Source organism: Bradyrhizobium sp. Unk1 (genome assembly GCF_059512345.1).
In genome coordinates this window covers 79828-101851 of sequence record NZ_JCAMOP010000029.1, presented here as the reverse complement: position 1 = coordinate 101851, position 22024 = coordinate 79828, and the positions used below count along the sequence as shown (strand labels likewise).

The window sequence follows — 22024 nt, the reverse complement described above, 5'->3', positions numbered from 1 at the left end:
ACGGCGCATGGACAAGAACCAGTTCCTGTTCCTGCTCAGCGGCCTGAAATGGACGCTGGCGCTGTCCGCGATCGGCTTCGCGCTCGGCTCGGTCGCCGGCCTCGGCGTCGCGCTGGCACGTACGTCGGGCCGGCGCTGGCTCGAACGCGGCGCGGCCGCCTACATCGCGCTGTTCCAGGGCACGCCGCTGCTGATGCAGCTGTTCGTCGTCTATTACGGGCTCGCGCTCGCCGGGCTGAAGCTCGATCCCTGGGTCTCCGTCTCGATCGGCTTCACCCTGCATGCCGGCGCCTTTCTCGGCGAGATCTGGCGCGGCTCGATCGAAGCGGTGCCGCGCGGCCAGGTCGAGGCCGCCAAGGCGCTCAGCCTCGGCTATCTCGACCGGATGAAGGATGTCGTGCTGCCGCAGGCGATCCGCATCTCGCTGCCCGCGACGATCGGGTTCCTGGTGCAGCTGATCAAGGGCACCTCGCTTGCCGCCATCATCGGCTTCACCGAGCTGATGCGCGCCGGGACCATCGTCTCCAACCAGAACTTCAAGCCGCTGCTCGTGCTCGGCCTGGTCTGCGCGCTCTATTTCGCGCTGTGCTGGCCGCTTTCGCTCTATGGCGCGTGGCTGGAGCGGCGGCTCGTCACCGCCGCACGATGAGGAATTCAACACAGAGGAGGGAATGATGACCAAGAGCAGGACAACCCGGTTCAATCGCCGCCACATGCTGGCGCTCGGCGCCGCCGCGATCGCCTCGCCGTTCGTGTTGTCGCGCGCCGCCTACGCGGTGACGCCTTCGGAGATCAAGGCGCGCGGCAAGGTGCTGATCGGGATCCAGGGCGACAATCCGCCCTGGGGGTTCGTCAATTCCTCGGGCAAGCAGGAGGGCCTCGATGCCGACCTGTCCGAGCTGTTCGCAAAAGAGCTCGGCGTAGCCACAGAATTCACACCGCTGGCCGTCGCCAATCGCATCCCGGCGCTGACGTCGGGACGCGTCGACATCCTGTTTGCGACCATGGCGATGCTGCCCGAGCGCGCCAAGGCGGTGCAGTTCTCGAAGCCCTATGGCGCCAACATCATCACCTTCATCGCGCCGAAGGAGATGGAGATCAAATCGCCGGCCGACATGGGCAAATACGTCATCGGCGTCGCGCGCGGCAGCGTGCAGGACACCGACGTGACCAAGGCAGCGCCGCCCGGCACCACCATCCGCCGCTTCGACGGCGATGCGCCGACCATGCAGGCGCTGCTGTCCGGGCAGGTGCAGGCGGTGGGCGGCAACATCTTCTACGTTCCACGCCTCAACGAATCCAAACCCGGCACTTACGAGAACAAGCTCGAATTCACCAAACTCTATAACGGCGCCTGCACGCGGCTCGGCGAGAAGGAGATCAACGCCTTCGTCAACGGCTTCATCGACAATATCATCGCCAGCGGTGAATGGGCCAGGATCTATCCGAAGTGGATGAACAACCCGCTGCCGGCCTTTCCCGACAGCATTCCCGGAATCCCCTTCACCGTCAGCTAAGGGAGAGTGCCATGTCGGTCGCAGCCAAGTCGGTCGCAATCACGGCGGACACGATGATCGCGATGCGCGGTGTCAACAAATGGTACGGCACGTACCAGGTGCTGACCGACATCAACCTGGCGGTCCGTGCAAGCGAGAAGATCGTGCTGTGCGGGCCGTCCGGGTCAGGCAAATCCACCCTGATCCGCTGCATCAATGCGCTGGAGAGTTACCAGAAGGGCGAGATCGTCGTCGACGGCGTCCATCTGGGCAGCCAAGGCAAGGCCGTCGATGCGGTGCGCCGCGAGGTCGGCATGGTGTTCCAGCAATTCAACCTGTTCCCGCACATGACGGTGCTGGAGAACTGCACGCTGGCGCCGATCCGCTCTCGCGGCATTCCGCGCCCGGCGGCGGAGGAGACCGCGCGGCGGCTGCTCGACCGTGTGAAAATCCTCAACCAGGCGGACAAATACCCGGCGCAATTGTCCGGCGGCCAGCAGCAGCGCGCGGCGATCGCCCGGGCGCTGTGCATGGAGCCCAAAGTGATGCTGTTCGACGAGCCGACCTCGGCGCTCGACCCCGAAATGGTCAAGGAGGTGCTCGACACCATGATCGGGCTTGCGACCGACGGCATGACCATGATCTGCGTCACCCATGAAATGGGCTTCGCCCGGCAGGTCGCCGACCGCGTGATCTTCATGGCGGAGGGACGGATCGTCGAGGAGGCGGAGCCGGAAATCTTCTTCAAGGCCCCGCAGCACGAGCGCACCAAAAAATTCCTCGGCGAAATTCTGCCGCATCATTGAAGCCGTGCCGGCGCAGCACGACGGCGGACCGGTGTCCACCCTTGCCGGACGCCTCAAGCCTCTACCCGATACAGCCTCCACCGCTCCGGCACGCCCTTGAGCTGGTGCATGCCGTGATCCCTGAAGCTGATCGTCGATTGTGCCTTCAGCAAATCCTTGACCGCGCTCGAGACCAACACTTCGCCGGCCCGCGCTTTCGCGGCGACGCGGGTGCCGATATGGAAGGCGAGACCGACCATTTCGCCGCCGCTGATCGTGTACTCGCCCGCATGCAGGCCGACCCTGATCTCTAGCCCCAGCGTGCGCACGGCCTTCTGGATCGCGGTCGCGCAGCTGATCCCGGCAGCCGGCGCCTTGAACGTCGCCAGCACGCCGTCGCCCGTCGTCACGACTTCCTTTCCGCGCGAGCTCTTCAGCTCCTTGCGGACGGCTGCGTAATAGTGGCCCATCACCTTGGTCCAGCGCGCATCGCCGAGCTTCGCGGCCTTTGCGGTGGAGCCGACGATATCCACGATCAGGATGGTGGCGAGCGCCTGCTTGAGATCGGTGCCGCGCTCGGCGGATCGGCGCTGGAGCGCGATAACTCCGGCCAGCGGCTCATAGCGATGGCTACGTCGCCGCCCGATCGCGGCCTTTGCGTAATCCTGGGCACGTTGCGCCGTGCCGCACCGAATCGTCTTCTCCTGCGGCGTGCGCGTCCAGTAGACCTTGCGCCCGGCGCCGGTGCCTTGGACCTCCACGGCGCCCCACTTCAGGAAAACCGCCGAGCCGACGCGCCTGACACACCACGCCTTCGACGTGTATCCCGATACGTTCGACTGATGGACTCCGATGCGAAGGAATTTTGGCATGAACGCGCGGCCAGTCGAAGGAACGTTTGGGCGGACCTGGGACCAACGTATTCGCACATTCCTATATTGGCAACAGGGCTCCTCGCACCCTACGCTCCCCTGCGCGCCTCCTGCTTGCCGATCGAGCAGCGCCACGCCGCAAGACGTTCGGCTGGGTGCTGCGTCATCCATTCGGCAAGCTGTGGCGCTCCCATCAGACAGGACTGCATCGTCACGTCAGCGAAATCCGAGGTCGTGACGATCTGCTCGCGGCAATCCGTCGGCGACGCGAGGCTGCAGAGCACGGCAATGATCTTGATCATGTCACAAGAGCTCCTTCGACGTGCTCGGGCTCTGCGTCGCCGCCCGAGTGGTCGACCGCGGCTCGACGGGCCGCTCGCCGTCGGGATCGGCCGGCGGAAACACGGCGTCATAAATGGCGCGTGCTTCGCGGATCAGCCGCGCACGCTCGCGCTCGGCCCTTGTGACCAGTCGAACAACTTCGCCCATATCGGCTCCACGGGTGGCAAGAGAGGAAACTGACCAGACGGCCCTGCCCTGGTTGGGCGACCGGCTCGCCGCGCAACCCGCAATCACGGGTACGATTCGTATCGCGTGCCGGCCGAACGCGCCGATGACCTCGCCGCATCGACGCTTGATGCCTTTTCGGCGCGCCGCTGATAGTCATTGGCCAGCATCTCGAGTCGGGCCGCGACCGCGATGTCCGTCATGGTCCGGGCCGCGCGCAGCAGGCTCTGCGCCGTCTCGAGATATTCCTTTCCTCGTTGTGACATCTGCATGGTCATAGGCGCCTCGCGCGGTTTTCTGAGAACATGTCGACAACTGACGGAAATCGACCAAACCAGTCGCGCTCACCCTGCCGGCGTGCCGCCAAACGTTCGACGCACTTTTTCGAGCAAAGGGGCTTTCGCCAAGAGTAGTAGCGGACCAGGCCAAACTTGCCGTCGCACGCGGCACAGCGAGCGGTTCGACTTCCAGAAACTTGGGAACAGTTTGGCATTGGCGTCTCCTCTTGTGGTCGCGTCCGATGTGTCGATCACCTTTTCTGTTGCATCGAGGCAGCCGCATCGACTGTCCTCGACCAAATCTTGCGGCACCAATCGCAACGCCGCCAGTGAAGCCAACCTAGCCGTCCTGCGCGAACATATCTTTCAACAACGCGTCCGAATTGCCCATAAGCACGACTTGTGTCGCGTGCAGCGGACGTACCCCGGCAATTGTGCGTTTTGCGCGATCGCCCGATTCCGGAACAGGATCGACGTCACAGCGACGGACGCATGCACCGTCAATCACGGCACATCGAGGCCATGACGGGCAGCGATGGCGACCGTTCGGGGACCGCCGGCGTGTGCGGGACGATGGCAAGCTCGGCGTTGCCAATGAGGGGCGGGATTTCTCCGCACGCCGCGCAATTGGCGGCGCGCGGGTCATCAACGATCTTGCGTCAGCGAGATTTCAACGATCCGGCGGCGACGAGCATCCCGCCTCAACCGTGAAACGCAAACAGCTCGATCGGATCGCTGAAACCGCGCACCTCGTATTTGCCGACATGCTCGAGCTCGAACTCCCGCTCGACCAGCTCGGCGAACGCGCGCGAGAGCAGCACCGGTCGTCCCAGCTGCTTGGTCAGGGCTTCGAGACGGGAGGCCATGTTGACGGCGGGACCGATGACGGTGAAATCGAGCCGGCTGGACGATCCGATATTGCCGTACATGACGTCGCCGACGTGGACGCCGATGCCGTAATTCAGCGGCGCGCGGCCGGTCCCGTTGTTCCGTTCGTTCAGCGCAGCCATGGCCTGCCGGGCTTCAGTCACGGCGCGAAGCAGATTTGCGCAGGCGCTGGGCTCGCTGAGCGGGAAAATGGCGAGCAGGCCATCGCCGATGAATTTCAGGATTTCGCCGCCGTGCCGCACGATCGGCTCCGACATCGCGTCGAAATAGTCGTTGAGCAGATCGATGACGTCATCGCGCGGCCAGTTGTCGGAGATCTTCGTGAAATCGCGGAGGTCGCAGATCATGATCGCGGCACGCACGGTGGTGCCGGTGCCGCGCCGGGTCGCGCCGGCCAGGATCAGCTCGCCGGCATGCGACCCGACATAGGTCTCCAGCAGCGTGCGCGCCAGACGGTTCTTGATGCGGATCTCGCTGACCAGCGCCAGCACCGGCAGCAGGTTCTTGAGCGCAACTAGATGCGCGTCGTCGAAGCCGCCGGGGCGATCGGTCGCGAAGGTGACGAGATGGCGCTTGCCGAGTGTGTGATGGAGCGGCCAGGCGACGTAGTCGGTCAGACCTTTCGCGCGCATCTCGTCATAGACCGCGTGCCTGCGGCCGAGCGACGGATCGCCTTCGAGGTTCTCGCGGAGTTCGCTCGCACCGTCCAGCATTTCGCTGACAGGGCTGCCGATGAACTCGGATCGCTCGAGCACGTCGAAGTCGACCCGCGAGATCTTCGCCTCGCGCATGCCATCCAACCACATGAAGGCGGCGCCGAGCCATTGTGGATGCTGGATCCGGACGTGCATCGTCGACCGCTTGAGCGGAATGCCCGCCTGCTGGAGGCGGATGCACATCTCGGCAAAGATGTTGTCGATGAAGCGCTCGTCGCGCGTGCCGTTGGTCAGCCAGTCGACGACGCCGTCGGACAGCGTGGTGGGGCGATTTTGGTCTGGCGCGGTCATATCCTGCCCGTTCATATCGTGGCTTGCGCGGCGGTCCGCATGATCAGGGCAGATATCGTGTTCCGGCGCCGCGGCGTCAACCTAGCCAGGTGCATGGATTATGCGCATTCGCCCGGCGGTTGCGATCTAGCCGACGAGCTGAATCGAGCCCAGCACCGCCAGCCCCGAGACGAGTCCCAACCTGGACGCCTCGGTCAGCTCGACCTTCAGCGTGCAGCCGGTGGGGATGACAATATCTTCGCTATTGAGACGAATGCTGCAATCGCCGGAAACCGCGTAAACCAGATGCGTGCCGGCGGACAAAGGCCGCTCGCCGGGTTCCCTGAGTGCCAGCAGCTCGATCTCCGCCGCGCCGCGTCGGGCCATCAGGTTGACGACCTCGACGGGACCCGCCTCGAGTGCGGTCACGATCTCGAGCTCGCCCGGGAAGCGCACCGTCGTAAAAGGTTCGCGCTCGTCGAAGTCCTGGCTGGGCGACTTCAGCACGAGCCCGTGCCCGCCGACGACCATTTGCAGCCGGTCGATGCCGGGCATGTAGGAGAAGGGACCGGGCGCCACGATCGGCGTGGACGCAAAGCGCCAGAGCAGGCTGTCCCAATCCTTCGCCGGCGCGTCGGCGCGATGCGCATCCGCGATATCGGTGAAGATGCCGCCACCGTTCTTCCAGGGCGAGCGGGTGTAGTCTTCGGACTTCAGCAGCGTGGTTTTCATGTCTTGAGTTTATCCGGGAAGGCATGTGGCCGAGATCGCCCGCGCATCATGCGCGGGTTGGGCCGGCTTTGCCAACCGGTTTCACCAGCGATGAATTGCCGTCACGCCTTGGCGTCGAGGTTCAGCCTGGTGCTCAGCTCGTTGACGAGCGAATCCACGAACTGGTTCTGATAGGCGGAGATGCCGTTGAAATAGACCGGGCCGCCGGACTGCACCAGCAGGCCGCCGCCGGACACTTCGGCATCCTTGGCGCCGCTCTCGGATTTGGTGTCGAGCTGGCCCATGGCGTCGTCGAGCTGCGCGGCGGTCTTGTCGTCCATCTCGCCATTGGCCTGAAGCGTGGCGAGCAGCGCCTGGTAGGCACTGCCGAGATCGGCTCCCGTCCCCGTCTCGGCGGTGGCGGAGAAGCTGCCGTTGGTCTTGCCGCTGTAGCTCTTGTAGGTCAGCGTCTCCGTGGTGGTGCCGTCGCTGTTGGTCCGATTGTCGAGCAACAGCTCGAACGCGTTGCCATAGGCGCCCGTCGTCAGCATGTTCGGATCGTTCGGATTCTTGTTCTTGCTCGCGCCTGTCTTGTCGGAGCCTGCGGTCCAGTTCGGCGGGACGGTGTACCTGACGTTGGTCACGGCTTCGTTCCTGTGATCATTGCGCGGAAGCATTCAGCAATTCTTGTGCCAGCGAAAGCGCAGTTGATTTCCGTCGGCTTTCCTTGTCGTAGCGCGCGGACTTCGCACAACGCTGCAAAAATTGCCCGGCAGTTTCATCCCGTCGCGCGATTGTGCGGCGCTCGCGCCTGAGTTCGTCCCGGATGGAGCGCAACGCGATCTCGGGGCAGCTCGCGCGATGAGGTTGTGCTCCCGGATTATGGAAGCTGGCGTCGGCCAACTGAGCGGCCGCTTCCCCTTGCCCCCGCCGGCGGCAATTTAGGTCAGAAATCTACCCCTTTTGGGTACCTTGCACGAAGCTTGGAGTGCCGCATAATCCAGACACTTACCTGAAGGTATTCGGCTCGCGCTTCGGCCAGGCAATTGCGTAACGCGCTCCTCTGAGTGGGAGAATTGCAATGCCCGTGTTCAACTTGCCGTACTGGTTGATGATTGCAGGCTCCGCGTTGGTATTGGGCGGACTCATTGGCTTAGGGGTCAGCCGCAACAAGCGGGTTGAGAGCGATCCCATTCTGCTCCCGGGCGATTTGACGGCATGGCGAGCCGAGGGATCAGAGAACTCGGATCTTGCGGCTGCCCGGGATTCGCACAGGTAGGCACTGATGGCTTGCACCCGTGGCCAATTCTGCGGAGCAAACTCTGGAGAGAGACATGGCCCTGCATTTTACTCGCGTCGAGACTCCGGTGAACGCACTTGAAATCTGGATGGCGTGCAGCAGCGGATTTTCGTTTGTGATCAGTAACGAAAGCCGCACCGGTCCTGGCCTTCATGGAAAGCCGGGCCTGGTTGCCTCATGGCGACCCGTCGAAGAAAACAAGTCCGCGATCAAGCTTGGCGGCTCCCCCTTCAGTACCTTCGCCGAGGCCGAGCGGGCCTGCGAGGCCCTCCTGGAAGCACTCGAGCAGATGAGCGCATCGCAAACTCCGACGAATGCGGACTCACCGCAATAAAGCAAAAGTTCTGCTTCGTCGGGGCATCGAATCCCGCGGCGCCGGATTGCGCTGGCGTCTCACATCCCGCTCAGGCCGCTATCGACCGCGAGCGTTTGCGCGGTGACGTAGACGCTTTCATCCGACAGGAAGAACAGTACGGCATAGGCGATCTCCCATGCAGTCGCCTGGCGGCCGAAGGGGACGTGGCCCTTGCCGCGCGAGGGGCGGCCGGCGCCGGCTTCGCGGCCGTTGGGGGTATCGACGAGGCCGGGATAGACGAGATTGGCGCGGATGCCGCGGCGCGATCCGAGATGGGCGATGTTGCGCATCAGGCCGCCGAGCGCGGCTTTTGAAGAGTCGTACACCGCCATCTGCGATCCCGCTTTCAGCGCGGCGATCGAGGAGATGAAGACGATGGCGCCGCCATTGTCGAATTTCGGCATCGCCGCGCGGCAACAGAGCATGGGACCGCGGACGTTGACGTCGTAGATCCTGTTCCACTCCTCGGGACTAACGGCGTCGAGCCCAGTCTTGCCGAAGGTGCCGATGTTCAGCACCATGCCGTCGAGGCCGCCCATGGCGCGATGAGCCTCCTCGATCATGCCCTGGACGTCGGCCTCCGACGTCACGTCGGCCGCAATGGCAAAACCCTCGCCGCCTTCGTCGGTGATGTGCTTGACGGTCTGCCGGGCAGAGGTGTGGTTAAGGTCGGCCACCGCCACCTTCGCGCCCTCGCGTGCGCACAAGATGCTCATGGCGCGGCCATTGCCGATCGGATCGGTGGCCGCATCGAACACGCGCTGGCCGCCGCCGACGATCAGGATGCGGCGCCCTTTCAGGCGCTCCCTGCCCGGCGCCTCGCCCAATGACTCCGCGCTCGGCGGACGGACGTAGCGTTCCGGCTTGCTCTCGATTTCCGCCATCTCAGCCGCCCTACTTCCTGCCGCCGTCATAGACCTTCATGCCGGCCGCGGGATCGAGATCGGTCTCGGTCGCCTCGGTGAGGCGCGCCATCATCATGTAGAAGCCGAGTGCGACGATGGATTCGACGATCTCCTGGTCGCTGAAATGTTTTCGCGCGACAGTGAAGGTCGCCTCGGGCACGCGAACATTCTCCACCACCTCGCGGCCGAACTTCAGCAAGGCACGCTCAGCCTCGCTTAGCGCGGCGGCATCGTAGTCGCTGCGCTCGACGGCATCGATCTGGCCTTGCGTGCAGCCGACGCCGAGCGCGATCGGCACGTGCTGGCGCCATTCATAGGCGCCGCCTTCGAGCTGCGCCGCCTGGAGGATCAGCAGCTCGCGGTTGACCGCTGAAAGCTTCTGCTTGTGCAGGATCGAATTGCCGAGCCGCATCGCCGGGATCATGTTGGCCTCGGCATGGGCCATCATGCGAAAGATGTTGAGCTTGACCGGCATGCGGTCGAACGAGGCGCGGATGTCGCCGCCCGTCGTCTCCGGATCAATCAGGGGCAGCCTTGCCACGCGTCTCTCCCTTGGGTTTTCGTTTCTTGTTGTCTTCGTCGTTGCCCGCCGCAATCAGCGACAGGAAGAAGGCGAGATAGCGGTCGATCGCCTCGATCACATTCGGCCGTGGCGAGGGCGTCGCGCCCATCACGTAATGCTCGAGGCGGATATAAATCAGGCCGGCCGCGAACAACCGCGCGGTCTCACGGGGATCGGGCGTCTTGACCAAGCCCGCAAGCGCAAAGCCGCGGAAGTAATCGGTCATCATGCTCTGCTCGCGCGCGTAGAAATGGTCGGCGAATTTGGCGCGGATACCCGGCACGCGGTTACGCTCGGCCGTGATGACTTTCTGGAACTGATGCTCGCGCGGGTCGGACCATTGCTCGACGAGATCAAGCGCGAACTGGCGGCAAAACGCAGCGGGCTGGCGCGCGAGCTGCTTGTAGCGCGGCTCTTCCAATCGGCTCGCCGAACTGGCGGGGCCGTGCTCGGCCACGATCGCTTCGAGGATCGCGGCCTTGCCGGAGAAATGATTGTAGAGGCTGCTCTCGCGGATACCGACGCGCCGTGCAAGCTCGCGCATCGAGGCGCCGCCATAGCCGCTCTGCGCGAACAGATTGAGCGCTTCGGAGAGGATGCGCTCGCGGGTCGTGGGCGCAGCCGCTTCCGCCGCGCTGGAGGTGTGGACAGCCATATGGCTTGACTAACGAACGATCGTTCGCTAGTCAACCGTACGAACGATCGTTCGTTTCGCCAGTCTGGCGGCAACGATCGCGGCCCGCAAGTCCGCTTCGGGCGCTGTTCTCGCGTTTCAACTCCGCTCCAATGAGAGGCGGAGAGCGATTTTGGGGAGACGACCTCATGGCGCGCTTTGCCCGCCTTTGCCTTCGTGCGGCCTGCATCCTGTTGCCGCTGCTCGCAGCCGGCACCGCCTCTGCCCAAAGCAAGTACGATCCCGGCGCCGACGACAAGACGATCAAGATCGGCACCACGGCGCCGCTGAGCGGACCGGTCTCGGCCTTCGCGCAGATCGCGAAATCGGCGGAGGCCTATTTCCGCAAGGTGAACGACGACGGCGGCGTCAACGGGCGCCGCATCCAGATGATCATCGCCGATGATGCCTACAGCCCGCCGAAGACGGTGGAGCAGACGCGACGGCTGGTCGAGAGCGAGGAGGTGCTGCTGATCTTCGGCGGCGTTGGCACGCCGACCAACAGCGCCGTGCACAAATATCTCAACGACCGCAAGGTGCCGCAGCTCTTCCTGGGCTCTGGCGCCGCGAAATGGGACGATCCCAAGAACTTTCCGTGGACCGTCGGCTGGCAGCCGACCTATCGCGACGAGGCGATCGCCTACGCCAAATACATCAAGGCGAGCCATGCCAATGCGAAGATCGGCGTGCTCTACCAGAACGACGATCTCGGCAAGGATTATCTGAAGGCGTTGGAGGAAGGGCTCGGCAGCGGCGAGGCCATTGTCGCGCGCGCGGCCTACGAGACCTCGGCACCGACCGTCGACACCCAAATCCTGCAACTGAAGACTGCCGGCGCGGAGGTCGTGCTGGTGGCGGCGACGCCGAAATTTGCCGCGCAGGCGATCCGCAAGATCGGCGAGATCGGCTGGAAGCCCACGACCATCATCTCCAACGTCTCGGCCTCGATCAGCGGCGTGCTGGAGCCGGCCGGCAAGGACAATTCCACCGGCGTGATCTCCAGCCAGTACCTGAAAGACGCCACCGATCCCGCATCGAAGGACGATGCCGGTTATAAGGAATGGCTGGCGTTCATGGACAAGTACCTGCCCGACGCCAACAAGAGCGACTGGCTGAATGTCTATGGCTACACCATCGCGCAGACGCTGGTGACAGTGCTGAAGGCCTCAGGAAACGACCTCACCCGCGCGAATGTGATGAAGCAGGCGACGACGCTCAAAAACGTGCGCCTGCCGATGCTGATCAACGGCACAGCGGTCAACAATTCGCCCGAGCATTACACGCCGATGACGAGCCTTCAGCTCATCCGCTTCGACGGCACGCGCTGGGTGCCGTTCGGCGACCTCCTGAAGAACTAAAGCATGCGGCAGGTCAAGATCGGCAGCATGCGGGTGGATCTCGTCAGCGAGATCCCTTCGCTTGCCTTCGACAAGACTTGGCTGTTCGCCAACGTCACCGACGCCGTGATCGCGGAGAACCGGAGCTGGCTCGATCATCGCTATATCGAGCCGGAGACCGGCCGCTTCATCCTCAGCCACCACTCCTATCTCGTCCGCACGCCGCGCTGGACCGCCATCGTCGACACCTGCTGCGGCAATCACAAGCCCCGGCCGCGCGTTCCTGTGTGGAACAACCTCAACCAGCCTTACCTCGCAAACATGCGGGCGCTCGGCGTCGCCCCTGAAGAGGTCGACTTCGTGATGTGCACGCATCTGCATGTCGACCACGTCGGCTGGAACACGCGCCTCGTGGACGGCCGCTGGGTACCGACCTTCCCCAGGGCGCGCTATCTGATGGCACGCGCCGAATATCGTCACTTCGAGGCAGCGCACAATGCCGCGCCGAAGAACCCCGTGAACCACGGCTCGTTCGAGGATTCCGTGTTGCCGGTGGTCGCCGCCGGCCTCGCCGAATTGGTCGAGACCGACCATCGCCTGTTCGACGATCGCGACGCCGCCCTGCGCTTCGCCCCAGCACCCGGCCACACCGCCGGCAACATGCAGATCCACCTCAATGGCAGCCACGATCATGCGGTGATGTCGGGCGACGTCATCCACCATCCCATCCAGTGCGCCGCGCCGTGGCTGTCGAACGCCGCCGACGTCGATCCGGCCGCCGCGGTCGCGACGCGGATGGCGCTGCTGGAAGAGCTCGCGGACACGCCGAGCTATCTCCTCACCGGCCATTTTCCAGCGCCGACCGCCGGGCGCGTGATCCGGCACGGCCATGCCTACAGATTTCGTTTCGAGGATTAGGGGAATGCCATCATGATGCAGCGCACCGTCACGCTTTCGTTTCTCGCATTGCTGTCGATGGCGCTGCCATCGCACGCCGAAGATCCCGCCGTCTACCCGACACGCAAGATCAGGATGCTATTGCCCTACGCGGCCGGCGGCGGCGGCGACGTCGTCGGCCGGCTGCTCGCCGACAAGATGGGCAAGACGCTCGGACAGAGCATCTATATCGAGAACCACACCGGCGCTGCCGGCACGCTCGGCACGCAAATGGTCGCGACTTCTGCGAATGACGGCTACACCATCACCGTCGGCGGCATGACCACGCATGTGCTGGCGCCGGCGATCTATCCGAAACTGCCCTACGATTCGATCAAGGATTTTACGACGATCGGGCGCGTCGGCGTCTCCTCGATCATTCTGGTGGCGACCAAGGGTTTTGCCGCCAATGACATCAAGGGCCTGATCGCACTGGCCAAGAAGGGCGAGGCGATCCAGTATGGCAGCTGGGGCATCGGGTCGACCGGGCAGTTCTGCGCGGAAATCCTGATGCAGCAGACCGGCATCAAGATGGAGCACGTGCCGTTCAACGGCATCGCAAAGCTCGCCGGCGACCTGCTCGGCGGCCACATCTCGCTGGCGACACTCGACGTGGCGACCGCAACGCCGCTGGTGAAGGACGGTTCGATCAAGGCGCTGGCCGCCTGTGGCGAGCGCTCGCCAAGCCTGCCCGATATCGCGAGCTACAAAGAACAGGGCGTACCGTTCGACCGCAGCCTGTCCTGGGCGATGTATGCGCCTGCGGGTCTCGCGTCGCCGATCGCACAGAAATTGTCGGTGGCGCTGAAGGACGCGCTCGGCGATACCGAGGTGAAGGAGAAGCTTCTGGGGCTCGGCATCACGCCTCAATTCGTGCCGGGCGACGAGCAGCGCGACATCAACGCCCGCGACATCGCGGCCTGGAAGCAGGTTGCCAAGGATGCGGGGATCGAAGTCAAGTGAGCAACACGACAACAGGAGCGCGGGCATGAGCCGCATCTTCGGCGCGGTGCGCCAGAACGGATATGTGGTGCGGGATATTCACGCCGCGATGAAGCACTGGATCGAGGTGATGGGCGTCGGTCCCTGGTACTACATGGACCGCGTCAAGACCGACTGGTTCCGCCATCGCGGCCGGGATTCCGCGGTCGAGATGAGCATTGCGCTGGCCAATTCCGGCGATCTTCAGATCGAGCTGATCCAGCAGCGCAACGACGCCCCCTCGCTGTACAGGGAGTTCCTCGACGCCGGCCACGAAGGCCTGCAGCACATGTCCTACTGGAGCCATGACTACCGGGCGCTCTACGACAAGGCGATCGGGCTCGGCTACAAGGTCGGCCATGAGGGCCAGATCGGCGGCGACAGGGGGCGCTTTGCCTATTTCGACACGCAGGCCCACCCGGGCACGGTGATCGAGATCTCCGACATCAGCGGCACCAAGGGGCCGTTCTTCGAGAAGGTCCGGCAGGCAGCCATGACCTGGGACGGAACGCGGGCGATCCGCGAGGTCGGCGGAGCGAAATCGTAGCTCCGATCGCCGGCTTGCGCCAGGAAGAGGCTGCTGGTGTAGTGAGACCACATCCATGGTAGCATGAAGCTCGTGTCCGAACCTTCAGCGAGGCAAGCATGTCCGACACTGACAAGGTTTTTGCCGGCTCGATTCCGAAAATCTACGACGAGTATCTCGTCCCGCTGATCTTTGCCCACTACGCCGCCGACATCGCGAAGCGTATCGCGGCTCTTTCCCCGTCGACGATACTGGAAACCGCGGCAGGTACCGGCGCCCTTACGCGGGCTGTGACCGCGGCGCGGCCTCCCGGCATCCGTTACGTCGCAACCGATCTCAACGAGCCGATGCTCGCGATCGCGGCGCAGCGCCAGGGTGAGGACCCGCGCATGACATGGCGTCAGGCGGATGCCACCGCCCTGCCCTTTGGCGACGCCGCGTTCGACGCGGTCTGCTGCCAGTTCGGCGTCATGTTCTTTCCCGACCGTGTCAAAGGCTATGCCGAGGCAAAGCGGGTATTGCGGCCGGAAGGCACGTTCGTATTCAACGTCTGGGACCGCATCGAGGAGAACGTGTTCGCTGATGACGCCACCGCCGCGCTCGGAAAACTGTTTCCCGATGATCCGCCCCGTTTCATGGTGCGAACGCCGCATGGCTATCACGACAAGGCCATTATCAGAGTCGACCTGGAACAAGCGGGCTTCCGCCACATCTCGATCGAAACGCTTGCTGCGGTGAGCCGCGCGCCGTCGGCCGAGTATGTGGCGTTCGCATACTGCCAGGGAACGCCGCTTCGAAACGAGATCGAGGCCAGGGATGCCAGCAAGCTTCAGGCAGCAACCGACCTCGTGGCCGAGGCGCTCCGATCGCGCCATGGGTCCGGAGCGGTCGAAGGCAAAATTCAGGCGATCGTGATCGAGGCGCGGTAGTAGGTGCGGGCCCTCAGCGCAGGTTTGCGCGAAGCTCGCGCACGCCGCGTCCAAGCCGTTCCCGCAAGAGCGTCCGGAGCGTCGCGCCGTCCTCATAGCCGACCTCGGCGGCGATCGCATCGACGTCGAGACCACTGCCATGCAGCAGCGACTGCGCGCGCTCGACTCGCAGATCCTGAAAGTAGGAGAGCGGAGACTTACCGAGCACCGACTCGCACCGGCGCTGCAAGGTGCGTGCGCTCGTCGCGAGCGCACTGGCAGCGTCCTGCAGCGAAAACCCTTGCTTGAGATGCTCGCGCGCCCAGCGCTCGAAACGCTGGATGAGCGGATCGGCCTGCGCGAGGTGATTGGGAATGATGAAGGGCGCCTGCAGGGAGCGCAGGTCGGCGAGCAGATAACGCGACACGACGGCCGCGAGCTCGGGGCTCGCCTGGCGTATGAACCACAGCGCAAGATCGAGATGCCCCATCGCAGCGCCCGCCGTGACGACGCGGTCCGATGTCACCAGCATGCGTGTCTCATCGAGACGAACATTGGGGTAGCGTTGGCGAAACAAGGGGGACAGCCACCACGTTGTGGTCGCGTCCCGTCCATCAAGCAGCGCCGCCTCCGCCAGCACGAAGGTACCGATGCAGGACGCGGCGATGCGCGCGCCCTCGGCGTACCAGGACTGGAGCTGTTTCACTGCCTCTCTGACATCGCGCCGGTCGAGCGCCGGAATCAGCTGTTCCGGCCGGCTGGTATTCAACGCCGGCACGATGACCCAGTCCGGCTTCAGATCGGACGTTACCGATTTGACGGGGATCGCAAAGCCCTGCCCGGATCGGACCTTCTTCCGCACGCCGACAATTGAGACATCGAAATGGGGCGCTCCGCCCGTTTGGGCGGCTGCGAAATTGTTGGCGATCGTGAACGCATCGAGCGTCACGGTCAGCCCGGTGTCCCAAAATCCCTCCAGGGCGAGCAATTGAATGCGCATGGCGGAAACGCTCTCAAAGTTGTCGTTTACGACAATACCGTTCGAACGGAAGCAAGCCTAGCTTGCGATGCAACGGCAACCGGAACGAATTCCTTCATAGCGATCGATAGATAGAAGCAATCATCTGAATAAACAACGCTATTCCAGATGCGCGCTCTAGGAAGCTATGGCGCAAACGCCTCTAAAAATGGCGTTTCTGCCAACATTGCGAGAGGTCCTTTGATCCGATGCCGTCCACTGACAACCAGCAATCCAAAGGAGCCCACATGAAAGTCATCGCCATCGGCACCATCGGCAAGGCACCGACACCGGAGCAGCGGCAGCAGATCATGCCGAGGGAAGTGCCGGCCACGCTCAAGCTGTATCTCGACGGGAAGATCGAGCAGTTCTGGTTTCGCCAGGACAAGCCAGGCGTGGTCTTCCTGATGAACGTCGAATCCATCGAACAGGCCAAGGCGACCGTGGAAGCATTGCCGCTCGTCACCGACGGCTTCGCCACCTACGAGCTGATGCAGGTGGGTCCGCTCGCGCCGCTGGGCATGCTCATCCAGGGCAAGTGACCGCGCGTCGGGCCGACACGCGACGCTTCCATCAACCTTCCGAACCGGCCCGCATCGCCGCCGTTCCACGGCGGCGATGCAACGTGCGGCAAATCGCTGCCGGCGAAGCATGACTAAATGAAGAGCGTAAACCTCGTGACATGGAGGATTTCAAATGAAGCTTACACTCGCTGCCGGTCTCCTGGCATTCGCCCTGTGCCTGACCTACGCCGTCCCCGGACGCGCGCAGTCACCCACGCCACCGACACCGACCACTCGCATTCTTGCAATCGGCACGATCAACCCCGGCGCCGATGCCGCGGCCGCGCGCGCCATCCTGCCGACGGAAGTGCGCGAGACGGTGAAGCTCTATCTCGATGGCAAAATCGACCAGTGGTACTCGCTGCAAAATCGTGTCGGCGTCGCGTTCATCCTGAACGTCACGGATATCGCGGCCGCTCATGACATGCTCGAAAAGCTGCCCCTGGGCCAGGCTCATCTCATGAGCTTCGAGCTGATCCCGCTTGGCCCGCTCAATCCGCTTCGGCAGTTGCAGGGCATGTCGACGGGTCCACAGTAGACAGCCGGAATGCCCGTCGTCGGCGCCGCTGCGGTCGCCGACGACAGCTATGTTCAGCTCAGGCGACGACGGCGGCCCAACGCGTGCGGCGTCCTACCAAAAGCCCCGCTGCATCGGCTGCGCCGGCTGATAATACTGATACTGGCCGCGGCGGCGCGGATTCACGGGCTGCGGGTTCGGCTGCTGGAAGAAGAAGCCGAAGCCGTTGCCGCCATTGCCCCAGCCCTCGTCGCTTGCCATTTCCATCGGGGGCGGCGCGGTCGGCTTGCGGGTGATGAAGCCACCCTGCGGATGATTGCTCAGCACCGCGACGAACTCGGTGCGGTAGTTGGTCTCGGCGCTCAGCGGCTCGTCGGAGATGATGATCGACGAACGCGGCAATGCCGTCGGCCCGACGCGATCCCAGACGTCCTGCGGAATGGTGATGCGGTCGAGCGCGTCCTTGGCGTTGTCGCTGTCCTCGATCGTGACCACGCTCCAGCGCAGGCTGGTATCGGTCTTCGCCATCGCGGTGAAGATGTGCGTGCCGAGCGGCTGGTCGGGATTGCGGATGGTGACGGGCACCTCGATGCTGGTGTCGAACACTTCGCCGCCGCCATCCGGCGCCGGCTTGTGCGTGTTCCGCCGCACGTAGAGCTTCTGCGTCGCGCGGCTGATGTAAACGGACACCGGCTCGAGGGCGAGCTTGGCGTCGGTTGCAGCCGTCACGGCGTCGGCCTTCCTGCTTGCCGCGACCTTTGCGGCCTCCTTGGTGACAGCAACGGCGTCGCGCTTCGGCTGCGCGGCGGCCTTGGCGGCATCGAGCGCCGACGCAGCGTCGGCGGCCTTGGTCGCAACCTTCTGCTTCAGCTCCTCGGCCTGCGCCCGCGCCTGATCGGTCTTGGCGGCCGCGATCTTCTTGTCGGCGAAGGCGAGCTCGGAATCGGCCTTGGCCTTCTGCTGTTCCAGCTTGCGCAGCGACGCGGGAAGCGACGCGGCCTCCTTCGCGGCCGCGGCCGCAGCCTTCTTGGCCTCAGCGGCAGCCTGGACCGCCTCCTCGGCTTCAGCGGAGAGCTTGTCGGCCCGGCCCGGCACGGCCGCGATGGCCTCGCGCTTCGGCACGAACAGCGAGGGATGAGTGAAATCGATCGGGGCCGCGTCGTTCGGCGAGATGATCACGCGCATGCCGATGTTGGTCTTGTCGAACAGCCCCTCGGCAAAGCCGAAGGGCATCCGCACGCAGCCGTGCGAAGCGGCATAGCCCGGCAGCGGCCCGCCATGCAGCGCGATGCCATTCCAGGTGATGCGCTGCATGTTGGGCATCCAGGCATCGTCATACATGGTCGAGCGGTGGTCCTTGTCCTTCTCGACGACGGCGAAGACGCCGGCCGGCGTCTCGCGTCCCGTGGTGCCGGTGGACACCGGCGCGCGCAGGATCCAGCCGTCGGAATCGTAGAAAGTGACCTGCTGGCTCTTGATCGACACGATCGCCATGATCGGCTCGCCGGCCTCGCGCGGCGCCACCGCCTCGGCCGGCTGGCGGGCCTGCTTGGCCGCCTCGGCGCTTCCGATCAGCGCCGTCAGGGCAACGGCCGTTGCGAGCACAGCAAGTCCGGGGGGCCGCCAACGCCGCATCGCCGTGGTGGATTGCGCCGTCGTCATCAGGTCTTTCATGCCATTCCCCGGTCCAGTACCAGTCCGCGCCTTCCGTCGATCACGTCAGATTGCGATCTTTGGATTAAGAATTCCCAGCCACCTTGCGTTCCGTATCCGGCAATATTCGGACCTATCAGGCGGCAAATCTCTCATATACGAGGGCTCGCGCAGGCGGAAGGTGGCCTGGGGCCGGGGCTGGCCCGGGGCTGGTCACGAATCGCTGCGGCACAATGTCCGGCTAGGGGGTTCGGCGCCCGATCAGCCGTGTCATTGCAGCGCCGAACAGGCCGAACAGCGCATACACCATGAGCGGCAGAGCGTGCGCGGCAGCCTGCCCGACCGGTTCGTGCTCCACGATCAGCAGGACCGCGAACACGGTAACGCTCAGGAGGACGCAGATGAGGGCAGCGGCAAGACCCAGCTTGCGCAAAACGAAAGCAAAGTCGGTGGCGGTCATGACCGTATCCGGGGCGAAGATGAACAGACCTACGCTAGGCCCGCCCGAGACCGCAGGATGTGACCGTCATCACAGAGATGCGCGACGGTTCCTGAACACCGGCCGGCTCAAGACGCGACCCCGACCGCCTTGCTGTCGACCGCGGCCTGGATTTCCGCATCGCTCAGGCCGGCCTCGCGCAGCACCTCACGCGAGTGCTCGCCGAGGCGCGGCGCCATGCGATGGATGCCGGCCGGGCTTTCCGAGAATTTCGTCGCGGGCCGCGCCTGCCGGATTCGGCCTTCCGAGGGATGATCGATATCCGCAAACAGCGCGACGGCGGCGAGATGCGGCTGCTCGCCGATCTCGGTGAGCCGGGCGAAGGCGGTGTGCGGCACGTCCAGCCGCAGCAATAGCTCCTCCCACTCCGCGGTGGTGCGGGTCGGCCCGATCTCGCTCATGCGGTCGTAGACTTTGTCGATGTTCTGGGAACGAAGCACGGGATCGCGCACCCCGAGCTCCTCGATCAGTTCGGGGCGGCCGACAGCCTCGAAGAAGGCGCACCAATTGTCTCCGGAGTAAGGCAGCATCGTCAGCCAGCCGTCCTTGGTCTGCACCGGGCGCCGGTTCTTCATCCGCTTGTAGCCGGTCGGGCCGATCGGCGGATCGAACGCGTGCCCGCCCAGCATCTCGATACTGTTGAAGCCCGCGATCGTTTCCAGCATCGGCACCTCGACCATCTGGCCCTGCCCGCTGCGCTCGCGCCGGAACAGAGCCGCAGACACCGCACCGACCATCGCCATTGCACAGATCTTGTCGCCGATCAGGCTCGGAACAAATTCCGGCTCCTCGTCCGATCCGATCGATGACGCAAGGCCTGAAGCCGCCTGGATGATTTCGTCGAATGCAGGGCGCGCTGCCCACGGCCCGTCCTGCCCGAAGCCGGTCGCCGCGGCGTAAATTAAACGCGGATTGAGTTTTGCGCAGGCTTCATAACCGAAGCCGAGCCGCGCCATCGCGGCGGGTCGCACATTGGTGACGAGCGCATCGACCGTCGGGATCAGTCGCGCCAGCGCCGCCTTGCCGTCGGGATGCTTCAGGTCGAGCGCAAGGCTGCGCTTGTTGCGGTTGACGGCCATGAACTGGCCGCTCATGCCGCGGTTCCGGAACACGCCGGTGTAGCGCCAGGTATCGCCCGCGGGCGGCTCGACCTTGATGACATCGGCGCCCCAATCGCCGAGCATCTGCGCGGCGTAGGGGCCGAACAGCACGCTCGTCAGATCGAGAACGCGGATACCGCTGAGGGGGCCGGTCGGTGTCATCGTCGTTTCACTGTGGTTGGAGGAAGCAACTGCGGGACAAGACAGGCGGGCAGGACAGGCGGGCAAGGCTGGTGCCAGCCCGTCCGTCACATTGACGTCGATCCTATTCGCCGATCACGTCGCCGAACAGCTCCCAGGACTTGCCGTTGAAGCGCGCCATCTGCAACTGCCGGATAGGCGTCACCTGCTCGGCCGAGGTGTTGAGCTTGATGCCCGGCAGCAGCATCGGCAATTCGACATCCCTGAACGACTGCGTCTGCTTCATCAAATTGGCGCGCGTGAGGTCGTTGCCGGCGCGCTGCAGCACCAGCTCCATCATCTGCGCCATGGTGTAGCCGGTGACATTGAAGATGTCGGCCGGATCAGCGCCCGAATTGTACGTCTTCATCCAGTCGCGCCAGGCCTTCATGCCGGGATCATCGGCCCAGCGCGGATCGCCGGGATCCTTCTGGAAGGCGCCGGTGACGATGCCGACAGCATTATCGAGCCCGGCCGGCACCAGCACGGAGCCGACCGAGTTGGAGACCGCCGGCAGAATGATCTGCGGCTTCCAGCCGAGCTCCGCGATCTTCTTGATCGCCTGCGCTGCGAATTTCGGCGTGCACTCGTTGAAGACAACATCGGCGCCGGCAGCCTTGAACTTGACGATCTGGGAGTCCACCGTCGGATCCGATGTCTCGTAGGTGGCCTCCGACACGATCTGGTTGACGTGCTCCCCTAACCCTTCCTTGAAGCCGGCGAGATAGTCGCGCCCGGGATCTTCGTTCGGCGTGATGACGGCGATTTTGGCATTCGGCTTGTTCGCAACAATCCACTTGGCATAGATGCGGCCTTCCGTGCGGTAGGTCGGCTGCGAACCGGTGGTCCAGGGAAAATGCTGCGGATCGTTCCAGCGGCTGGCGCCGCTCGACGGGAACAGCTGCGGAATCTTCTTGGCGTTGAGGTATTTCTGCGCGGCGATGTTGGGACCGGTGCCGAGCATCGAGAACATCGCCAGCACCTCGTCACTCTCGGCGAGGCGCCGCACCTGCTCCACCGTCTTCGCCGGCGAATAGGCGTCGTCCATGCTGAGGAGCTCGACCTTGCGGCCGTTGATGCCGCCCTTGTCGTTGAGCATCTTGAAATAGGCGATCTCGGCGCGGCCAATCGCGGAATAGGCGGAAGCCGGTCCCGAGTAGGGCATGGTCTGCCCGAGCTTGATCGACGTGTCGGTCGCGCCGGTGTCGTAGTTTCCGGCCGTCGCGGCCGAAGCTGCGCCCAGCGCCCCAAGCAGAGCAATGACTCCACGGACCAGTTGTCTTCCCGGCATGCTCGGCATCTCCTTCCCAGGCAAGACGCATCGACGCGCGAGCTCACAGGCTGCCGCCGGCGCCCTCCACTTTCTTCTTGGTTATCATCGGCCGTATCGATTGCGATGCCGGCGAGCGCGACGATACCTTGATTATGAAGCGTGAGATGTAGCGAAGAATTCAGATGCGTATGCGCAGCTTGCAGCCGTTCTATTTT

At 64.1% G+C, this 22024-nt stretch carries 27 protein-coding genes; 11 read left to right on the top strand and 16 right to left on the bottom strand.

The window, feature by feature from the left end; translation table 11 throughout:
• The first annotated feature begins 7 nt into the window (after positions 1-7).
• Genes AC5ZFO_RS31695 through AC5ZFO_RS31685 form a run of 3 tightly spaced genes read left to right on the top strand, consistent with a single transcriptional unit; the run spans position 8 to position 2302 of the window.
• Positions 8-649, top strand: a complete 642-nt coding sequence (locus tag AC5ZFO_RS31695; RefSeq protein WP_282524490.1) for an amino acid ABC transporter permease — start codon at positions 8-10, stop codon at positions 647-649.
• A 25-nt stretch (positions 650-674) separates the two neighbouring features.
• Entirely contained in the window at positions 675-1517 is an 843-nt protein-coding gene (locus AC5ZFO_RS31690) for a transporter substrate-binding domain-containing protein (protein ID WP_282524491.1), read from the top strand.
• Positions 1518-1528: 11 nt separating this feature from the next.
• A complete protein-coding gene (locus tag AC5ZFO_RS31685) occupies positions 1529-2302 on the top strand; it encodes an amino acid ABC transporter ATP-binding protein (protein ID WP_282524492.1) in 774 nt (257 codons plus the stop codon).
• A gap of 53 nt (positions 2303-2355) precedes the next feature.
• Here AC5ZFO_RS31685 and AC5ZFO_RS31680 read toward each other — a convergent pair whose 3' ends face one another.
• The 8 genes from AC5ZFO_RS31680 to AC5ZFO_RS31645 all read right to left on the bottom strand — a co-directional run bounded on the left by AC5ZFO_RS31680 (position 2356) and on the right by AC5ZFO_RS31645 (position 7426).
• Positions 2356-3153, bottom strand: coding sequence for an adenylate/guanylate cyclase domain-containing protein (locus AC5ZFO_RS31680; protein WP_282524493.1), 798 nt, complete (start codon positions 3151-3153; stop codon positions 2356-2358).
• Positions 3154-3242: 89 nt separating this feature from the next.
• The gene (locus tag AC5ZFO_RS31675; RefSeq protein ID WP_282524494.1) at positions 3243-3455 is read right to left on the bottom strand and encodes a hypothetical protein; all 213 of its coding nucleotides are present in this window, start codon (positions 3453-3455) and stop codon (positions 3243-3245) included.
• Between the two features lies 1 nt (position 3456).
• Entirely contained in the window at positions 3457-3642 is a 186-nt protein-coding gene (locus AC5ZFO_RS31670; RefSeq protein WP_282524495.1) for a hypothetical protein, read from the bottom strand.
• An 83-nt stretch (positions 3643-3725) separates the two neighbouring features.
• Complete coding sequence (locus AC5ZFO_RS31665; RefSeq protein WP_282524496.1) at positions 3726-3938, bottom strand: hypothetical protein; 213 nt, start codon at positions 3936-3938, stop codon at positions 3726-3728.
• A 701-nt stretch (positions 3939-4639) separates the two neighbouring features.
• Positions 4640-5833, bottom strand: a complete 1194-nt coding sequence (locus AC5ZFO_RS31660; RefSeq protein ID WP_282524497.1) for an adenylate/guanylate cyclase domain-containing protein — start codon at positions 5831-5833, stop codon at positions 4640-4642.
• Positions 5834-5959: 126 nt separating this feature from the next.
• Positions 5960-6544: a HutD/Ves family protein gene (locus tag AC5ZFO_RS31655; RefSeq protein WP_282524498.1), complete on the bottom strand. Its 585-nt coding sequence runs from the start codon at positions 6542-6544 to the stop codon at positions 5960-5962.
• 101 nt (positions 6545-6645) lie between these two features.
• Entirely contained in the window at positions 6646-7167 is a 522-nt protein-coding gene (locus AC5ZFO_RS31650) for a hypothetical protein (protein ID WP_282524499.1), read from the bottom strand.
• A 16-nt stretch (positions 7168-7183) separates the two neighbouring features.
• A complete protein-coding gene (locus AC5ZFO_RS31645) occupies positions 7184-7426 on the bottom strand; it encodes a hypothetical protein (protein ID WP_282524500.1) in 243 nt (80 codons plus the stop codon).
• A gap of 431 nt (positions 7427-7857) precedes the next feature.
• On the opposite strand from AC5ZFO_RS31645, the gene AC5ZFO_RS31640 reads away from it, so the two are divergent.
• Positions 7858-8157, top strand: coding sequence for a hypothetical protein (locus AC5ZFO_RS31640; RefSeq protein ID WP_282524501.1), 300 nt, complete (start codon positions 7858-7860; stop codon positions 8155-8157).
• Between the two features lie 59 nt (positions 8158-8216).
• Here the strand turns inward: AC5ZFO_RS31640 and AC5ZFO_RS31635 are convergent, their stop codons facing one another.
• The 3 genes from AC5ZFO_RS31635 to AC5ZFO_RS31625 are packed head-to-tail and all read right to left on the bottom strand — an operon-like array spanning position 8217 to position 10300.
• Complete coding sequence (locus tag AC5ZFO_RS31635) at positions 8217-9092, bottom strand: SDR family NAD(P)-dependent oxidoreductase (RefSeq protein WP_404979862.1); 876 nt, start codon at positions 9090-9092, stop codon at positions 8217-8219.
• Positions 9073-9624 (bottom strand): carboxymuconolactone decarboxylase family protein, encoded by a 552-nt coding sequence (locus tag AC5ZFO_RS31630; protein ID WP_282524503.1) that lies wholly within the window; start codon positions 9622-9624, stop codon positions 9073-9075. Before AC5ZFO_RS31630 ends, AC5ZFO_RS31635 begins: the two co-directional genes overlap by 20 nt.
• Complete coding sequence (locus AC5ZFO_RS31625; protein WP_282524504.1) at positions 9602-10300, bottom strand: TetR/AcrR family transcriptional regulator; 699 nt, start codon at positions 10298-10300, stop codon at positions 9602-9604. The genes AC5ZFO_RS31630 and AC5ZFO_RS31625 overlap by 23 nt, the downstream gene beginning before the upstream one ends.
• Positions 10301-10467: 167 nt before the next feature.
• Here AC5ZFO_RS31625 and AC5ZFO_RS31620 point away from each other — a divergent pair, with 167 nt between their 5' ends.
• From AC5ZFO_RS31620 to AC5ZFO_RS31600, 5 genes are all read left to right on the top strand, one after another.
• Complete coding sequence (locus AC5ZFO_RS31620; protein ID WP_282524505.1) at positions 10468-11676, top strand: ABC transporter substrate-binding protein; 1209 nt, start codon at positions 10468-10470, stop codon at positions 11674-11676.
• 3 nt (positions 11677-11679) lie between these two features.
• Entirely contained in the window at positions 11680-12573 is an 894-nt protein-coding gene (locus AC5ZFO_RS31615; protein ID WP_282524506.1) for an MBL fold metallo-hydrolase, read from the top strand.
• 12 nt (positions 12574-12585) lie between these two features.
• Entirely contained in the window at positions 12586-13554 is a 969-nt protein-coding gene (locus tag AC5ZFO_RS31610) for a Bug family tripartite tricarboxylate transporter substrate binding protein (protein WP_282524507.1), read from the top strand.
• 25 nt (positions 13555-13579) lie between these two features.
• A complete protein-coding gene (locus AC5ZFO_RS31605) occupies positions 13580-14119 on the top strand; it encodes a VOC family protein (protein ID WP_282524508.1) in 540 nt (179 codons plus the stop codon).
• 98 nt (positions 14120-14217) lie between these two features.
• Positions 14218-15027 (top strand): class I SAM-dependent methyltransferase, encoded by an 810-nt coding sequence (locus tag AC5ZFO_RS31600; protein ID WP_282524509.1) that lies wholly within the window; start codon positions 14218-14220, stop codon positions 15025-15027.
• 13 nt (positions 15028-15040) lie between these two features.
• Here the strand turns inward: AC5ZFO_RS31600 and AC5ZFO_RS31595 are convergent, their stop codons facing one another.
• Positions 15041-16006 carry a GlxA family transcriptional regulator gene (locus AC5ZFO_RS31595; RefSeq protein ID WP_282524510.1) on the bottom strand — a complete coding sequence of 322 codons (966 nt, stop codon included), beginning with the start codon at positions 16004-16006 and terminating at the stop codon, positions 15041-15043.
• A 266-nt stretch (positions 16007-16272) separates the two neighbouring features.
• Here AC5ZFO_RS31595 and AC5ZFO_RS31590 point away from each other — a divergent pair, with 266 nt between their 5' ends.
• Both AC5ZFO_RS31590 and AC5ZFO_RS31585 read left to right on the top strand, forming a co-directional pair.
• A complete protein-coding gene (locus AC5ZFO_RS31590) occupies positions 16273-16566 on the top strand; it encodes a hypothetical protein (RefSeq protein ID WP_282524511.1) in 294 nt (97 codons plus the stop codon).
• Between the two features lie 154 nt (positions 16567-16720).
• Positions 16721-17125 (top strand): hypothetical protein, encoded by a 405-nt coding sequence (locus AC5ZFO_RS31585; RefSeq protein ID WP_282524512.1) that lies wholly within the window; start codon positions 16721-16723, stop codon positions 17123-17125.
• 93 nt (positions 17126-17218) lie between these two features.
• Here the strand turns inward: AC5ZFO_RS31585 and AC5ZFO_RS31580 are convergent, their stop codons facing one another.
• The 4 genes from AC5ZFO_RS31580 to AC5ZFO_RS31565 form a co-directional block, all read right to left on the bottom strand.
• A complete protein-coding gene (locus AC5ZFO_RS31580; RefSeq protein ID WP_282524513.1) occupies positions 17219-18778 on the bottom strand; it encodes a L,D-transpeptidase in 1560 nt (519 codons plus the stop codon).
• A 220-nt stretch (positions 18779-18998) separates the two neighbouring features.
• The gene (locus AC5ZFO_RS31575) at positions 18999-19217 is read right to left on the bottom strand and encodes a hypothetical protein (RefSeq protein WP_282524514.1); all 219 of its coding nucleotides are present in this window, start codon (positions 19215-19217) and stop codon (positions 18999-19001) included.
• 107 nt (positions 19218-19324) lie between these two features.
• On the bottom strand, positions 19325-20518 hold the full coding sequence (locus tag AC5ZFO_RS31570) for a CaiB/BaiF CoA transferase family protein (RefSeq protein ID WP_028158959.1): 1194 nt from the start codon (positions 20516-20518) through the stop codon (positions 19325-19327).
• Between the two features lie 103 nt (positions 20519-20621).
• Complete coding sequence (locus AC5ZFO_RS31565; protein ID WP_404979863.1) at positions 20622-21836, bottom strand: ABC transporter substrate-binding protein; 1215 nt, start codon at positions 21834-21836, stop codon at positions 20622-20624.
• Positions 21837-22024 lie beyond the last annotated feature (188 nt).

Coding starts and splice junctions, on each gene's coding strand:
- AC5ZFO_RS31655 (WP_282524498.1), bottom strand. CDS start 6,544: ATGAAAACCACGCTGCTGAAGTCCGAAGACTACACCCGCTCGCCCTGG.
- AC5ZFO_RS31605 (WP_282524508.1), top strand. CDS start 13,580: ATGAGCCGCATCTTCGGCGCGGTGCGCCAGAACGGATATGTGGTGCGG.
- AC5ZFO_RS31680 (WP_282524493.1), bottom strand. CDS start 3,153: ATGCCAAAATTCCTTCGCATCGGAGTCCATCAGTCGAACGTATCGGGA.
- AC5ZFO_RS31590 (WP_282524511.1), top strand. CDS start 16,273: ATGAAAGTCATCGCCATCGGCACCATCGGCAAGGCACCGACACCGGAG.
- AC5ZFO_RS31675 (WP_282524494.1), bottom strand. CDS start 3,455: ATGATCAAGATCATTGCCGTGCTCTGCAGCCTCGCGTCGCCGACGGAT.
- AC5ZFO_RS31635 (WP_404979862.1), bottom strand. CDS start 9,092: ATGACGGCGGCAGGAAGTAGGGCGGCTGAGATGGCGGAAATCGAGAGC.
- AC5ZFO_RS31660 (WP_282524497.1), bottom strand. CDS start 5,833: ATGACCGCGCCAGACCAAAATCGCCCCACCACGCTGTCCGACGGCGTC.
- AC5ZFO_RS31620 (WP_282524505.1), top strand. CDS start 10,468: ATGGCGCGCTTTGCCCGCCTTTGCCTTCGTGCGGCCTGCATCCTGTTG.
- AC5ZFO_RS31615 (WP_282524506.1), top strand. CDS start 11,680: ATGCGGCAGGTCAAGATCGGCAGCATGCGGGTGGATCTCGTCAGCGAG.
- AC5ZFO_RS31570 (WP_028158959.1), bottom strand. CDS start 20,518: ATGACACCGACCGGCCCCCTCAGCGGTATCCGCGTTCTCGATCTGACG.
- AC5ZFO_RS31670 (WP_282524495.1), bottom strand. CDS start 3,642: ATGGGCGAAGTTGTTCGACTGGTCACAAGGGCCGAGCGCGAGCGTGCG.
- AC5ZFO_RS31585 (WP_282524512.1), top strand. CDS start 16,721: ATGAAGCTTACACTCGCTGCCGGTCTCCTGGCATTCGCCCTGTGCCTG.
- AC5ZFO_RS31595 (WP_282524510.1), bottom strand. CDS start 16,006: ATGCGCATTCAATTGCTCGCCCTGGAGGGATTTTGGGACACCGGGCTG.
- AC5ZFO_RS31665 (WP_282524496.1), bottom strand. CDS start 3,938: ATGACCATGCAGATGTCACAACGAGGAAAGGAATATCTCGAGACGGCG.
- AC5ZFO_RS31695 (WP_282524490.1), top strand. CDS start 8: ATGGACAAGAACCAGTTCCTGTTCCTGCTCAGCGGCCTGAAATGGACG.
- AC5ZFO_RS31690 (WP_282524491.1), top strand. CDS start 675: ATGACCAAGAGCAGGACAACCCGGTTCAATCGCCGCCACATGCTGGCG.
- AC5ZFO_RS31640 (WP_282524501.1), top strand. CDS start 7,858: ATGGCCCTGCATTTTACTCGCGTCGAGACTCCGGTGAACGCACTTGAA.
- AC5ZFO_RS31580 (WP_282524513.1), bottom strand. CDS start 18,778: ATGAAAGACCTGATGACGACGGCGCAATCCACCACGGCGATGCGGCGT.
- AC5ZFO_RS31685 (WP_282524492.1), top strand. CDS start 1,529: ATGTCGGTCGCAGCCAAGTCGGTCGCAATCACGGCGGACACGATGATC.
- AC5ZFO_RS31575 (WP_282524514.1), bottom strand. CDS start 19,217: ATGACCGCCACCGACTTTGCTTTCGTTTTGCGCAAGCTGGGTCTTGCC.
- AC5ZFO_RS31610 (WP_282524507.1), top strand. CDS start 12,586: ATGATGCAGCGCACCGTCACGCTTTCGTTTCTCGCATTGCTGTCGATG.
- AC5ZFO_RS31565 (WP_404979863.1), bottom strand. CDS start 21,836: ATGCCGAGCATGCCGGGAAGACAACTGGTCCGTGGAGTCATTGCTCTG.
- AC5ZFO_RS31625 (WP_282524504.1), bottom strand. CDS start 10,300: ATGGCTGTCCACACCTCCAGCGCGGCGGAAGCGGCTGCGCCCACGACC.
- AC5ZFO_RS31600 (WP_282524509.1), top strand. CDS start 14,218: ATGTCCGACACTGACAAGGTTTTTGCCGGCTCGATTCCGAAAATCTAC.